Origin of the sequence: Arthrobacter terricola, from assembly GCF_004354015.1 — a bacterium.
Taxonomy (GTDB): domain Bacteria; phylum Actinomycetota; class Actinomycetes; order Actinomycetales; family Micrococcaceae; genus Arthrobacter; species Arthrobacter terricola.
Window position 1 is genome coordinate 112,120 of record NZ_SMRU01000007.1, and the last position, 13,758, is coordinate 125,877.

Genomic DNA, 13,758 nt, shown 5'->3' on the forward strand with positions numbered 1-13,758 from the left:
TTTCCCTAAATTTCGGCACCTTCAGCGAATTTGCTGGGGAGTATTGACCTTCACGTGTGAGCTGGATTACCGTCGTTTGTATGCAACAGACTCTTGAACCACTCATCACATCTGCTTGGCTCGACGCTTGGGACAAGGGCGACCTCAGCGCCTTGGACCGGTTGATGGCGGAGGGCTACACCCGTACAAGCAAGGCGACGGGCGCAACCGTGGACCTCGCCGGCCTCAAGTCGGAAATCGAAGCAGTGCGTGAAGCGTTCCCGGACCTGCGCACAACAGTCGACGACGTCGTCGAGGGTGAAGGAACGGTCGCCGTCTTCTGGACCTCCACCGGCACCCACACGCATGAGTACCTTGGTGTTCCGGCAACGGGACTCACCGTGCAGACCCGCGGTTCGAACATTCTGGTCCTCCAAGACGGAAAGATCCTGAAGGAAACCGTGACCTGGGACGGGAGCGAACTGTTGGCCGGCCTCGGGATCCGTCCGCTGCGGGGGATCGCGACCCCCGAGGTTCCGGAAAGCGCCGACTCAGCGGAGCTTGAGCTGGACTTGATGAAGGCATTCAACCGCCAATTCATCACCGGAGTCACTGTCATTACCACCAAGGACGGCGACAAGCCCAAGGGCCTTGCCGCCAACGCCTACTGCTCCGTTTCCCTTGAGCCGCCGCTGGTGTTGGTCTGCGTCCAGAAGACGTCCAGCACCTACCCTGCGCTCTTTTCCTCAAGCCACCTGGGAATCAACATCCTGGGTACGGAACAGCGCGAGACGGTTCGGGTTTTCGCATCGAAGTCCACGGACAAGTTCGCGGAAATCGATTGGCATGAGGGCCCGAAGGGAAGCCCGCTCCTCGACGGATCTCCAGCCTCCCTGGAAGCCGAGATCCAGGAACGGTTCCAAGCCAAAACGCACACGGTATTTATCTGTCGAGTCCGGCATGCCGAAATCGACGAGTCCGCGCCGATTGTCTACAAGGCCGGGCATTTCTTCGACGGCGGGAACCTCGCCGAACTTTAAGTGTCGATGCGGCTGATCAGCCTCGCACAGGAAACCAGCCGCACCACCACAATCTGCTCTCAAGCAGCGCACCTAGGTGCGCATTCCACCATAGGACAAATAATGAGCCCAGACATCATGAGCACCGTCTCCGAAGACAGCATTGCCGAAGACCGCGGCTACCGCGACAGCCTCACCAAGATTGAGCCGTACGGCATTGAGCACATCCCCGACGTCGAACGCCACGGCAAGCCGCGTTCGCAGTTCTTCCTCTGGTTTGCCGCCGGCATGAATTTCCCCATCGTCGTCCTCGGCTTCAGCGCAGCCTACTTCGGTTTGCCGTTCTGGGCCGCCGCGCTGGCGATCATCCTCGCGGGGGTGACCTCCTCCGCCGGAATGGGCTACCTTTCCGCCATGGGTGTCCGCTTGGGCGTCCCCCAGCAAATGCAAGGCCGCGGTCCCCTCGGATTCATTGGCAACTTGTTCCCCGTGGCCTACGTCAATGTCTTCGCGGGGATCGGCTGGGCCGCCGTTACAGTCATCCTCGGCGGCAAGGCAATCGCCCTTCTCACGGACATACCGTTCTGGCTTTCCTCGCTCGTCCTGATGGGCATCCAGCTTGGCGTCGCCGTCATCGGGTACAACCTGATCCACTTCCTCCAGCGGATCCTTTCCTTCGTTCTCGTCGTTGGCTTCGTGTTCATCACGGTTGTCGCGGCAGCGAACGGGCACGTGGTCAACGAAGTCAACACTGCCGCGAAAGGCTTTGACGGCGTCGGGGGCTGGATCATTTTCTTCGGCTGGTTCTTCTCCTTCATCGTGGCGTGGATGCCGTTCGCGTCCGATTACTCCCGCTACCTCCCCAACACGCCAGGCAACCGGCGCGGCGCCGGCTGGGCAACGATGCTCGGCAACGCCGTCACCATGATCTGGATGGGCATCCTCGGTACCCTCCTGGGCTCCACCGCAACTGCGACGGACAGCATCGGCGCCCTCAAGGAACTCATGGGTCCCTGGGCCCCGATCGGCCTTGGTGTTGTCGCTTTGTCTTCCTTCACCCAGAACTTCCTGAACGTCTACGGCGGCGCCATCTCCATCCAAACCATGGGCGTGCCCGTCAAGCGCCACACCGGCGTCATCTTCATCTGCGTCGCTTCCTACCTCGTGGCGCTGTGGGGCCAGGGCGGCTTCAACGAAGGCTTCACCGCGTTCCTTAACCTGACGGCCTACTGCATCGCCCCCTACGTCGCGGTCCTCGTGTGCGACTACTTGTTCGGCGGCCGCCGCACCGAGCGCGGCCTGCGCGAACTCTTCGACAAGGGCCGCAAATTCGAGTGGGGATTCGTGGCCTGGGCTGCCGGCGTCGTGCTCTCTTCCCCGTTCTGGATGTCGTCCATCTACACCGGCCCGATCGCCAAGGCCTTGCCGCAGATCGGTGACCTCTCCTACTACGTCGGCGCGGTGGTCGCCGCCGGTGTATATTTCGCCACCCACCGGCTCGGGCGCTTGTCCGGACACGCGATGCTCGACCGCACCGCTGCCGGACGGACGCTTTGAGGCAAGGAGACGCGGCGATGGACGGCCGACTCGTGGTGATCGACATGCAGCGGGCCTTCCGCGACGAGACCGAGTGGCATGTTCCGCGCTTCGACGAAGCCGCGGCTGCAATCGACAAGCTGAAGGAAGTGTTCCCCTCCGCACCCGTCTACACGAGGTTCGTCCGGGACGAAGCCGAAGCCGGGTCCTGGCGGTCATACTATGACCGATGGAACGGAATGCGACTCCCTTCCGAAGCGTCGGCATGGGACTTGGTTGTGGAAATGCCGGAAGGCGCTGAGATCCTGGACGCACCTACATTCACCAAATGGGGGCCGGAACTCGCATCGCTCATTCCGGAGGGCGAACGCATGATCCTCACGGGTGTTTCCACCGACTGCTGTGTCCTCTCCACGGCATTGGGCGCCGTTGACGCAGGCCGGTACGTCACGGTTGTGTCGGATGCCTGCGCCGGAACCAACGACGAGGTACACGGTCAGGCGTTGGCCCTGATGCAGATGCTTTCCCCGATGTGCGATGTAGCCACGCTGGCCGAGCTTCTGTAGTTTCAGTACGTTCCCGCAAGGGGCGGTTCTCCTGGAGAACCGCCCCTTGCGTTTGTCCGGCCTGAAGTGTGTCCGAGCGGCAGGCCAAGGCGTACCCTGACGCTGTGGAGACTGAGGTCCGACGCGTAGTCCTTCGCACGGGAGTGACGCTGCCCGTGCTGCTGACCGGCCCGCGCCGTGATGTCCCTTTGCTCCTCTTGCACCCCTGGGGCGAGTCGCGCCGGACTTTCGACAGGCTGGTGCCCGCCCTTCCCGGCTTCAGGCTGATTGTGCCGGACCTGCGCGGGCATGGGGAAGCGGACAAGCCCGACGGCGGCTACTCCCTTTCCGAGCAGGCCGCCGACGTGGTTGCCCTCCTGGATGCATTGCACGTCACCCGGGCATTCGTGCTTGGCTCATCGAGCGGCGGCTACGTCGCGCAGCAACTTGCTGTCTCGTTCCCGGAACGGGTGGCCGCCCTGGTGCTGCTGGGAACACCGCTGAGCCTTACCCGACGGCCTGACTTTGCCGACGAACTGGCCCGCCTGACGGACCCGGTGAGTGAGTCCTGGGTGCGCGCATCCTTGGCTTGGTTTCCGCTGGAGCGCCGGGTCCCCACGTGGTTCATCGAGGACCGGGTCCGTGATGGCGTCCGCATACCGGCCAGGGCCTGGTCGGGAGTTTTGGAGGGCCTCTGCGCTGCGGTGCCACCTACGGAAACCGGGTTGATTCAGGCGCCGACGCTTATCCTGTGGGGCGCCCTCGACCTCATCTTGCCCCGATCAAGCCAGGAGAAGCTCGCGGACCGGATTTCAGACTCGAGGCTGAAGGTCTATCCGGGCGTAGGGCACTTGGTGCTGTGGGAGGTCCCGGAACTGGTTGCCGAGGACGCAGCCTTGTTCCTGGCGAGCGTCCACTAACCTTCCAGCTCAGCCCGCCGGAAGCGCAGTTCGCGCATCGCCCCCCGCAAAGGGGAACCGGAAAAGGGCAGGTCCTCCAGCTTGACCCGCGCGGACGCCGCCAAGGCCAATGCGTTCGCGGCGCTCGCAGCACGTGGAGGCAACCCGATGGAACCGGCGAATTCAGCCCAATGCCGTGCCTTGAGGTTTTTCGTTTTCCCCGAGACCGACAACGCGAGCGAGTCGTCGCCATACAGCAAGGTGCACGGAACGTCGTAGACCGGGGACATGGCAAAGACGCCGTCCGTGCTGCCGAGGATCGAGAGGTTTTTCGCGTGGAGGTCGCCATTGCCGGTCAGCCACGCGAAGACGAACTGGAGGTACAGGTTGCGGCTTGCAACGAGGGAGGCCTTGCATATCCCGGCCAATGCCGTGGCAACTTCTTCAGCAGCCACCGAATACTTGGAAGCCGGGGTTAGCCCAAGGACCTGCGTTCCGTCCTCCATCGGGAGCCGGACCCACGTACGGCCTGCGTCCCGCACGCGGTCGAACCGTTCCACAAGCAGACCGGGCCGGCCGTGCATGTCCGAGATGACACGGTGCTTTGCTACCGGGATCTTGAGCGACCTCGCTGCTGCCAGATGCGCGGATTCGTTTACCACCAGATGCGAATGCATGGGCGGGTCAAGTTTGAGCAGGTACCGTTGCCCGCTGAGGGACAGCGGCGTGGTCAGCATGGAGGCGCTCGCCTTGTCCTGGACGCCCGGGATGGCGTGACGGTCCACGGCGTCGGCAAGGGCGGCGAAGTCCAACTCCGACGGGTGCGACGTGTCGGCTGCTGTGGGTGGTTCATTCGGGACTTCCCCGTACGGAACGACTTGTACATCGCCGGGGGCGTCAGCCCCGACCGCAAGCAGGAGGGTCAGTTCGTCATCGAGGCTGGTCTTGGTGGCATCCCTCAGCACGCTGAGGCGGTGGCCTTCAGGGAGCAGGCCGGCGAAGAATGGTGGAAGCGCTCCGGCCGGAGTTTCGACGGCGGATTCCACCAAAGGCAGTGAACTCGCCACTGCCGGCCGATCGTTCGCGAGGTGCTCCGCCGTGTAGGAGAAGACGATCCCGCCGTGGCCGTCCCTGGCAAGGTGGCCAGCCAGCATGCCGCCCTTGTAGACATCGGCGGTACGGACAAACTTCAGGTCCTGGAGATCGTCCATTAGCTGGCAGCCACGCGAAGGCCGACGGCGTTTGCGATCGCCACTACCGCAGCGAGCGACGGATTACCCGTGGCCGTCTCAATGGCCCGAACCGTCCGCTCAGAGGTTCCGGCGAGGTCGGCAAGGTCCGCTTGGGTGATTCCTGCCTCTTTGCGTGCCTTCCGTATGGCGCCTGCGATGCTCTCGAGGTCATTCATTACGCTTCCCCAGATCCGGCAGCATGTTGCCGATTTTGCTGTTCACACACCTCAGTCTGGGGTATTTTGACAAAATCGGCAAGATGCTGCCGAAAAATGGCCTCTCGACTCCCGGGGAAGCGTCTGGGGTTAGGTTTCGGCAGGATACTGCCGGTAATGGAATAGGTGTTTCCCGAGCGTGGGAGTTTTCCGAACTAGGCGTCCGTGAGCCACTCTTCCTCAAAGTTCGGATGGTCCGAATAGGGGAGCGCCAGGGCGTTCAAGGATTTCGTGGTCCAGGCGATCAGCTCGGGAATCCATCGCCCGTCTTGCCCCGGGGTGTTGCCTAGCATCGCCGCCAAGGCAGCCTGCCGTGCGGATTCAACGATCTTGAGTAGACGCCGTTTTGATTCGCATTCCAGGAGCAGCCGCCGCTCGTACCATTTGCCCGCTTCAGATACCGTGCGGTCCGCGAGGAGCCTCAACGACGCAGCTTCGTCCTCGTCCAGGCGCTCGGACAGGAAATCGACGATGTCCACTCATCGAGCGTACGCGCCCCGCGCGGTGGCGGAAATGCCCGCCCGCTCAGGCGGCGCCGTCTTGCTTTTCGATCCGGGTTTCGACGGCGGTGGCGGCGTGGGAGGAACCGGCGGCACTGTGGACCGAACCCGTGGCAACCGGGAGGTGGACGTGGGGGAGGAAGTGGCTCCGGGACATTCCGCCGAACTCGTAGGCGGTCTCGGCGTGCTCGGACAGGTCCACGCCCGCAACTTCGGACTCGTGGCTGACGCGGAAACCGAGGGTCTTGTGGATGACCAAGCCAATGATGGCCGTAAGCACTCCGGACACCGCGAGCGTCACGAGGACGGCAACGATCTGCGCAATGAGCTGCTGAAGGCCGCCGCCGTAGAAGAGTCCGCCGCCCTTGCCGTTGACGGGCATTGCGATGAAGCCGAGGGCGAGGGTGCCGATCAGGCCGCCGCCGAGGTGGACGCCGACTACGTCGAGGGAGTCATCGAAGCCGAACTTGTGCTTGAGGTCAACGAATACTGCGCAAGCAGCACCGGCCACGAGTCCCAGCGCGAGGGCGGCACCAGGGGCGATGTTGGCGCAGGCCGGGGTGATGGCTACAAGGCCCGCAACGACGCCGGACGCGGCACCCAGGGAGGTGGGGTGTCCGTGGCGGACCTTCTCAGTGACCAGCCAGCTAAGCATCGCGCCCGCCGGGGCGACGAGGGTGTTGACCCAGATCAAACCGGCCTGTTCGGCCGTAGTGGCGGCGCCGGCGTTGAAGCCGAACCAACCGAACCAGAGAAGGCCGGCACCGAGCATGATGAGCGGGAGGTTGTGCGGCCGGTGGTTCGGGTCCTTTCCGAAGCCGTGGCGCTTGCCCAGGATCAACGCGAGGACGAAGGCGGCAGCGCCGGAGCTGATTTCCACCACGGTGCCGCCCGCGAAGTCGATGACCTGGCCGAAGACCGAGCTGATGGCTCCGCCCGGGCTCAGGAGGCCGCCGCCCCAGACCATGAAGGCCAGCGGGCAGTAGACCAGGGTGATCCAAATGGGAACGAAAACCACCCAGGACGTGAATTTGGCGCGGTCCGCGATGGCACCGCTGATCAAGGCGACGGTGACAATGGCGAAGGTGGCGCTGAAGCCAAGCTTGATGAGGTCGGTGGAACCGACGAGGTCGGCCGAGCCGAAACTGCTGAACGGGTTGCCGAAGATTCCCAAGACGCTCTTGCCGCTGATCATCGAGTAGCCCCACAAGACCCACACGGCACCGACGACGCCCGCTGAGATGAAGCTCATCATGATCATGTTGAGGGAAGCCTTGGCGCGCGTCATGCCGCTGTAGAAGAGGCCGAGTGCCGGCGTCATGAGCAGTGCGAGTGCCGCTGACACCATCACCCAAACGTTATCCGCAGTGATATTCACGTGCGTTTTCCCTTCTCATCGGAGTCCCGGATCTTTCCCCCGATCAATATTCGCGGGTTCGTGTTTCAGGAAAGGCGAGGAAAAATTGCCGGGACGTTACAGAAACGGACTTAGCGTGAAGAACGGATGACGCGCGTGTTTCGGGAATGTAAACGCAACCCCACCCGGTTGCCAAGTTCCGGCGCGGTTGTGCCCGGGAACGTTGTGTTTCCGGGGATTCAACCGGTGCCACCGGTGAAGTCGGCCCGCCACCGGCAAAATAGTGGGATTTCGTCCGTGTGAACACCATCTCACTGCGCCGACAGGACGCTTTGAATGAACGCTGGCGCGGCACCCCAAGCGCGCGCAAACTTAGCGTGTGAAGCCGTTTCTCCTGCTTGCCTCCCGTGCCGAAGACGCCGCCGCCGACGAAGAATACGGGGCCTATCTCCGCTTTGGCGGGCTGGCTCCCGAGCAGTTGGTGCGCGTCCGCATGGAGGCGGCACCCTTGCCGGACCTCGAACTCCCCGACTATTCCGGCGTGATTGTGGGCGGCAGCCCCTTCACCGCTAGCGATCCTCCCAACGATAAGACCCTTGTCCAACAGCGGGTTGAGAAAGAACTCGCCTCGCTGCTGGACAAGGTGGTCGCTGCCGATTTTCCCTTCCTGGGGGCTTGCTACGGAGTTGGTACCCTTGGCCTGCATCAAGGCGCGGTGATCGACCGGACTTATGGCGAAGGCCTCGGGGCCGTGACCATCAAACTTACGGCTGAAGGACTCCAAGACCCGCTCCTCGAAGGGCTGTCCGAACGCTTTGTTGCTTTCACCGGCCACAAGGAAGCTTGCACCGTCCTTCCCGGGCATGCCGTATTACTGGCCGGATCGGCCACGTGCCCTGTGCAAATGTTTCGGATCAAGCAGAACCTGTACGCCACCCAGTTCCACCCGGAACTCGACGCCGAAGGCTTGGTCACCCGGATCCGCACGTACCGTCACGCCGGGTATTTCCCGCCGGACGCCGCGGAGCAACTCGTGGTGGAAGCCCGAAAGGTTACTTCCACCGAGCCGATGAAGATCGTGAGGAACTTCGTCCGCCGGTACGCACGGAAATTTTCCTAGCGGACACGATGCTGGCAAACAGAGTTTTCATAGCTCTTACAAAGCTGGCTTAGCTACCTTTAGTCACTATGGAAGAGCAAGAGCCACCGAGACCCGGTCCCCGGCCCGGAACGCAAGGAAACCGGCAGAACGCCGGGATTCCCCGATACCGAGCGGCCTTGCTCATAGCCGGTGCTGTGGTGTTGGCCGTCGGAGCCTCAGGAACGGTCTTCTCGGCTGCCCACGCCCACGGCTCAACCGCCCAGTTCGTCTCAGGGGTCGCCCAGCCAACGGCGCAGGCAACCCCGGCGGCGGGCGATCCAGCAGCGGCGGGCGGCTCGCCGTCGTCGGACGCTTCGGCAACGCCGACGGCCCCCGCAGTGGCCGCACCGGCCGCGGCGGCACCGGCAGCCCCGGCCCAGGGTTCGGGGATGACTCCCGCCCTCGACGCCCAGATAAACTCCATCATCAATGCCAACAGCCAGTACCAGATCGGCGTTACTTTGGTGGACTTGTCCAACGGATCAAGCCACCAATACGGTGTCCAGGCGAAGTTCGAAGCAGCGAGTACAGCCAAGGTTCTCGCGGCCGCCGATTACTACCACTTGGTGGAGACCGGTGCCGCTTCCCTGGACGACTCGCTCGGCCAGTACAACGCTGGATTCCAGATCAAGGAGATGATCCAGGACAGCGACAACGATTCGTGGTCCCTGATCATGAACGCTGAGGGCTTCTCCCAATTACAGGACTACGCCTCGTCAATCGGCGTCACTTACGATCCCAACGACAACGCGCTCTCGCCCAGCGAGATGGCAAGCATCCTGGCGCAGCTGTACACGGGGAAGCTCCTCAACCAGGAAGACACCACCCAGCTCCTGTCCTATATGCAGAACACCAACTACGAATCCCTGATCCCCGCGGCGGTGCCCGCCGGGGTCACGGTTTACCACAAGTACGGACTGCTCGACGACGAACTCCACGACGCCAGCATCCTCACCAATGGCTCCAGCTCCTATGCGTTCGTGATCTACACGAAAGGCCAGGACGAGAGTGATATCCCGGCCCGCACCGACGTGTTCCACCAGCTCACGCAAGCGGTGGTGAACAGCCTGTTCTAGCGGGTCCGCTCTCCGTCCTCACTACGACGCCGGCCGTACACCCTTCGGGTACGGCCGGCGTCGTTTGTTGTGGCGGGCACCTGTGTGACCTTTGAATTACCGGTTACCTCCTGTCTTCCGCATGGGATCGGGCCAGTTTCCAATTTGCTGTGTTTGGGTTTGGTCCTGCATTTTCCTTCTCCTGACTGAAAGTCCTGTTCCTGCGCGGTATGGCGCAGGCGGCCGTGCCTGCCTCGAAGGCAGGACGGCCCGGTTCAGTCGGGAGAGGAGCCGGGGTCGAACGCAGGCTCAGCCGGAGGACTTTGCCTTGCATCGATGGTCCGGCCGCCGATGAGCGGCGGAGCAAGTGCCCGTTGGTCCGGGAGGTCGGCGGCGCCCTGGACGGAGCTCGTCTGCGGTGCCAACGTCGAGCCCGCCCCACTTGCCGGTGCGACCGGAGTGAACGGCTTAGGGAATGCCGGTTGGGTCGCACGGCCCGTCGAGCCGGTGACCGCCAACCACGCCGCGGGAGTGGCGGACGCAAGCTGCGGTTCAAAGACGAAGCTTCTGGCCGCGGTTGCCGGGCGGGACGGTGCGGCAAGGGCACTCGTGGTGGGAAGCGGATGCGTTGCTGACAACCGGGTTTGGGGGCGCTCCGGATCTGTTGCCACTCGCGCGGGCGGCACTTCACCTGGGCGGTTCGACGGCGGAGGCAAGGTTTCTGCGATGGGCGGCGGCGTGGGGACCGGGGGCAGAGGGAGAACCGGCAAGCTGGGCAGTTTCGGTAAGTTCGGCAGCGCACCGATGGTGTGGTCAACGGCGGGCGGCACTGTGTTTATAAGGGGCGCTGTGGTCAAAAGTGGCGCTGTGTTTATAAGCGGCGTGGCTGCCTTGGCGACCGGCGCCACGGTTTCGGTAAGAGGCTGAACGGCGTTGCCTGACAGTTGATTCAGGAGGCTGGCTGGATCTGGCACAGGAACCACGGGTACCGAAACAACGGGTACCGGGACCGCCGTCGGGATGGCCGGAGCTGACGGGAGGAGGTCGCTGGCGTTCGACGGGCCGGCAATCCACAAGACCCACGCGAAAATACCGAAAGCAGCAAGCAAAAACGGGCGCACAAAAGCAGTGCCATGGCGCGCCAAAAACCCGGCCAACACTTCACCTCCCCAGTGCGGTGTTGGAACAAACGGTACGCCCGCCCTTTGGAGCCGTCCAGAGGTTGATGGTGGGAACATGTGACAGGGGCAGTCTCGATCGACGGGTGCGAACTATGAGCGATTTCTGGTGCGAAGCGGCGCTCGTCGGCGCCGAAGTGGTCAGCGGCGTGCGTCTGGAAACACGCGGCGGGACGATCACTTCGGTTGCCGCCGGCGTGCAGCCCCAAAGCAGTGACCGGATCTTGGGCGGCGTGGTCTTCCCGGCGGCCGCGAACGCCCATTCGCACGCGTTCCACCGGATCCTCCGCGGACGGACGCATGAGGGGCGCGGCGACTTCTGGGTTTGGCGGGAACACATGTACCGGGCCGCCGCGGAACTCACGCCGGCGAAGTACGAAAAGCTAGCAACCGCGGTCTTCGCCGAAATGGTGGTGGCCGGCTTCAGTAGCGTCGCCGAGTTCCACTACGTCCACCACAAGCCCGGAGGAATGCCGTACTCCGAGCCGCATGCCATGGAATTGGCATTGGCCCGAGCGGCCGCGACTGCCGGGATCCGCCTCACTTTGCTGGACACGCTCTACCTTGCGGGCGGCATCGGGGCTCCGCTCGGTCCCGAGCAGTTGCGGTTCGGCGACGCTAATGCCCAAGCCTGGCTGGAGCGATTCGCTTCCCTGAGGGACATGGTTGCGCAGCAGTTCCCTCCGGAGATGGCCGGGGTTGGCGCGGCCCTGCATTCCGTCCGGGCCGTGCCAGAGGAAGCGCTGGCGGCCATCGCCGGGCACTTGCCTACCGATATTCCGCTCCACATCCACGTGAGCGAGCAGCCGGCCGAAAACCAGGCCTGCCTTGAGGCCTACGGCGTCACTCCGACGGGCCTGCTTTCCCGCCACGGCTTGCTGTCCGGACGGCTCGCCGCCGTCCATGCGACCCACGTGACGCCCGAGGATATCCACTTGCTCGGGGCGGCCGGAGCCACCGCGGTGCTGTGCCCCAGCACCGAGGCCGACCTCGCCGACGGCATTGGTCCGGCCCGCGAACTGTCCGACGCCGGGGCGAACCTTGCGCTTGGCACGGACCAGCACGCTTCCATAGATCCTTGGCTTGAAATGCGCACCTTGGAGTACGGAGAGCGGCTCGGTTCCGGCCAGCGAGGACGTTTCCGGCCGCAGGAGTTGCTCCGGGCAGCCACCGTGGGCGCCACAGCCGTCATGGCGACGCCGATCGCGACCGCATTGGAGGCCGGTGCGGTGTGTGACCTGATGGCCGTCGATCCGGAGTCCGTGCGCACTGCGGGATCCAAGCCACTCCAGTTGGTGTTCAGTGCGATCGCGGGCGACGTCACCGCCGTCGTAATCGCCGGAGAACTGGTGGTCTCGCACGGTGAACACGCAAGACTCGGGCGGCCGGGCAGGCTCCTGGCGGATGCGCTCAAGGAGTTTTCCTAGTTTGCCGAACTGCGTGGCGTGACGTCGTCGGAAGACAACCAATTCAGTCGAGCGGCAGGGTCACGGTGATGGAGGTACCGTTGCCGGGCGTGGAGACCACGGAAACCTCGCCGCCGACCTCGCTGACCGAGATCGACATCAAGAGGAGTCCGTAGCCGTGATGGTCTCCGGCGGGTTCGGCGTGGCTGTCGAAGCCGTCGCCGTTGTCCATGACCGTCAGTCGAACCCCGTGGTACACGGCGGCGAGCCGGACGGTGATGTCATGGGCGTGCGCGTATTTCAGCGCGTTGCTGAGCGCTTCTTTGGCCGATTGGTAGAGCAGCGACGCTGAGCTCGACGGGATGTCGATGCCGTGGTGCGGCGTCTCCCAGTGGATTTCGGTTCCTTCGCGGCGAAGCGGTGCGGCCAGCCGGTCGATGCAGCCGGCGAGCCCCAGGGCGTAAAAGTCAACGGGCTGCCGGTCGGTGATCACGCCGTTGACGGCGATTACCTCGTTCAACGCTGGTGTTGTCTTCATGGCCTATCCTGCTTCCCCTGGCAGCTTCGGCGCTTCACTGGCTTAGTGCTGCGCCGTGTGCTTGGAACAAGGATGTGCCCGCAGGTTTAAGGATCCCGTCAGATTTTGTAAGTTTCCCCTTAAGTTCTTTTAAGGAATTTTTAAGGTTGGCCTGCGAACCGGCTGAACGGACGACGGCGGGTGCGGGCCGCCGTCGTCCGCTCCAGTGGCGCTACTGGCCGAGGAAGCCCAGCAGGGCCTCGTTGATCTCCGCACTGTGGGTCCACAGCATGCCGTGCGGGGCGCCGTCGATCTCTTTGTATTCGGCGCCCGGCAGCGCCTCGGCGAAGCGGCGGCCGGTGACATCGATCGGCAGGATGTTGTCCGCCGTGCCGTGAACGATCAAGGCGGGAACGTCGATCTTGGGGATGTCGGCACGGAAATCGGTGAGCCACGTGGGCTGCGCAGCCACCGATGCGAACGCGCCGGACCCGGCCGCGAGGGTCCAGCTGGCCCGCAAGGCTTCTTCGCTCAAGCGCGGAGTTCCGAGGAAGGTATCGGTGTTGTAGAAGTTCTTGAAGAACTCGGTGAAGAACGCATAGCGGTCTGCCTTGACGGCTTCTCCGAGGCCGTCGAACACGGACTGCGGGACGCCTCCCGGGTTGTCGTCGGTTTGCAGCACGAAGGGCTCGAGTGATCCGAGGAACACGGCCTTCGCCACGCGTGCGGAGCCGTAGGTGCTGATATAGCGGGCTACTTCGCCGGTGCCCATGGAGAATCCGACCAGGACGGCGTCGTTCACGTCGATCGTCTCGAGCAGCGTGTTGAGGTCGGACGCGAACGTGTCGTAGTTGTAGCCGGCCGTCGGCTTGCTGGATTTTCCGAAGCCGCGGCGATCATAGGTGATCACGCGATAGCCGGCGTCGAGCAGCGCGGCGGTCTGCTTTTCCCAGGACGAGCCGTCCAAGGGGTAGCCATGGATGAGGACCACTGGCTGGCCCGTTCCGTGGTCTTCGTAGTAGATCTCGATCTCGGTGCTGTTCTCATTTCCGACGGTGATGAAAGCCATGACCACGGTCCTTTCGTAGCGGTGGTTGTCGAGCGTTTACAGCCTACTAAGCCCTGAGAAAACCCCCTAGTTGCCCCCAGCAACCAGTCGTAAACTGGCCTTCGAATCAC

General features: G+C 63.5%; 14 protein-coding genes. 7 read left to right on the forward strand and 7 right to left on the reverse strand.

The features are described from left to right. Window positions 1–80: 80 nt before the first annotated feature. The 4 genes from E1809_RS07640 to E1809_RS07655 all read left to right on the forward strand — a co-directional run bounded on the left by E1809_RS07640 (window position 81) and on the right by E1809_RS07655 (window position 3,999). Entirely contained in the window at window positions 81–1,019 is a 939-nt protein-coding gene (locus tag E1809_RS07640) for a flavin reductase (RefSeq protein ID WP_133203628.1), read from the forward strand. A 102-nt stretch (window positions 1,020–1,121) separates the two neighbouring features. Further along, on the forward strand, window positions 1,122–2,555 hold the full coding sequence (locus E1809_RS07645) for a purine-cytosine permease family protein (protein ID WP_133203629.1): 1,434 nt from the start codon (window positions 1,122–1,124) through the stop codon (window positions 2,553–2,555). Between the two features lie 17 nt (window positions 2,556–2,572). After that, window positions 2,573–3,100, forward strand: coding sequence for a cysteine hydrolase family protein (locus E1809_RS07650; RefSeq protein WP_133203630.1), 528 nt, complete (start codon window positions 2,573–2,575; stop codon window positions 3,098–3,100). Between the two features lie 104 nt (window positions 3,101–3,204). Then, complete coding sequence (locus tag E1809_RS07655; RefSeq protein WP_133203631.1) at window positions 3,205–3,999, forward strand: alpha/beta fold hydrolase; 795 nt, start codon at window positions 3,205–3,207, stop codon at window positions 3,997–3,999. Here the strand turns inward: E1809_RS07655 and E1809_RS07660 are convergent. The 4 genes from E1809_RS07660 to E1809_RS07675 form a co-directional block, all read right to left on the reverse strand. Continuing rightward, window positions 3,996–5,189: a type II toxin-antitoxin system HipA family toxin gene (locus E1809_RS07660; RefSeq protein WP_133203632.1), complete on the reverse strand. Its 1,194-nt coding sequence runs from the start codon at window positions 5,187–5,189 to the stop codon at window positions 3,996–3,998. The two genes, E1809_RS07655 and E1809_RS07660, sit on opposite strands and share 4 nt — an antisense overlap. Continuing rightward, window positions 5,189–5,386, reverse strand: coding sequence for a helix-turn-helix transcriptional regulator (locus E1809_RS07665; RefSeq protein ID WP_133203633.1), 198 nt, complete (start codon window positions 5,384–5,386; stop codon window positions 5,189–5,191). Before E1809_RS07665 ends, E1809_RS07660 begins: the two co-directional genes overlap by 1 nt. 194 nt (window positions 5,387–5,580) lie before the next feature. Beyond that, window positions 5,581–5,904 carry a DUF6221 family protein gene (locus tag E1809_RS07670; protein ID WP_133203634.1) on the reverse strand — a complete coding sequence of 108 codons (324 nt, stop codon included), beginning with the start codon at window positions 5,902–5,904 and terminating at the stop codon, window positions 5,581–5,583. A 46-nt stretch (window positions 5,905–5,950) separates the two neighbouring features. After that, on the reverse strand, window positions 5,951–7,303 hold the full coding sequence (locus tag E1809_RS07675) for an ammonium transporter (RefSeq protein ID WP_133203635.1): 1,353 nt from the start codon (window positions 7,301–7,303) through the stop codon (window positions 5,951–5,953). Window positions 7,304–7,661: 358 nt separating this feature from the next. Between E1809_RS07675 and E1809_RS07680 the strand changes: the two genes are divergently transcribed. Together E1809_RS07680 and E1809_RS07685 are read left to right on the forward strand one after the other, a co-directional pair. Further along, complete coding sequence (locus tag E1809_RS07680) at window positions 7,662–8,402, forward strand: glutamine amidotransferase (protein WP_133203636.1); 741 nt, start codon at window positions 7,662–7,664, stop codon at window positions 8,400–8,402. 158 nt (window positions 8,403–8,560) lie between these two features. Next, window positions 8,561–9,499: a serine hydrolase gene (locus E1809_RS07685; protein ID WP_235835500.1), complete on the forward strand. Its 939-nt coding sequence runs from the start codon at window positions 8,561–8,563 to the stop codon at window positions 9,497–9,499. A gap of 254 nt (window positions 9,500–9,753) precedes the next feature. Here the strand turns inward: E1809_RS07685 and E1809_RS07690 are convergent, their stop codons facing one another. Further along, on the reverse strand, window positions 9,754–10,149 hold the full coding sequence (locus E1809_RS07690) for a hypothetical protein (RefSeq protein ID WP_165962248.1): 396 nt from the start codon (window positions 10,147–10,149) through the stop codon (window positions 9,754–9,756). A 602-nt stretch (window positions 10,150–10,751) separates the two neighbouring features. Between E1809_RS07690 and E1809_RS07695 the strand changes: the two genes are divergently transcribed. Continuing rightward, the gene (locus E1809_RS07695; RefSeq protein WP_133203639.1) at window positions 10,752–12,083 is read left to right on the forward strand and encodes a formimidoylglutamate deiminase; all 1,332 of its coding nucleotides are present in this window, start codon (window positions 10,752–10,754) and stop codon (window positions 12,081–12,083) included. 43 nt (window positions 12,084–12,126) lie between these two features. On the opposite strand, the gene E1809_RS07700 is transcribed toward E1809_RS07695, so the two are convergent. Further along, the gene (locus E1809_RS07700; RefSeq protein WP_133203640.1) at window positions 12,127–12,600 is read right to left on the reverse strand and encodes a sensor histidine kinase; all 474 of its coding nucleotides are present in this window, start codon (window positions 12,598–12,600) and stop codon (window positions 12,127–12,129) included. A gap of 211 nt (window positions 12,601–12,811) precedes the next feature. After that, window positions 12,812–13,648: an alpha/beta fold hydrolase gene (locus E1809_RS07705; RefSeq protein ID WP_133203641.1), complete on the reverse strand. Its 837-nt coding sequence runs from the start codon at window positions 13,646–13,648 to the stop codon at window positions 12,812–12,814. Window positions 13,649–13,758: the final 110 nt, after the last annotated feature.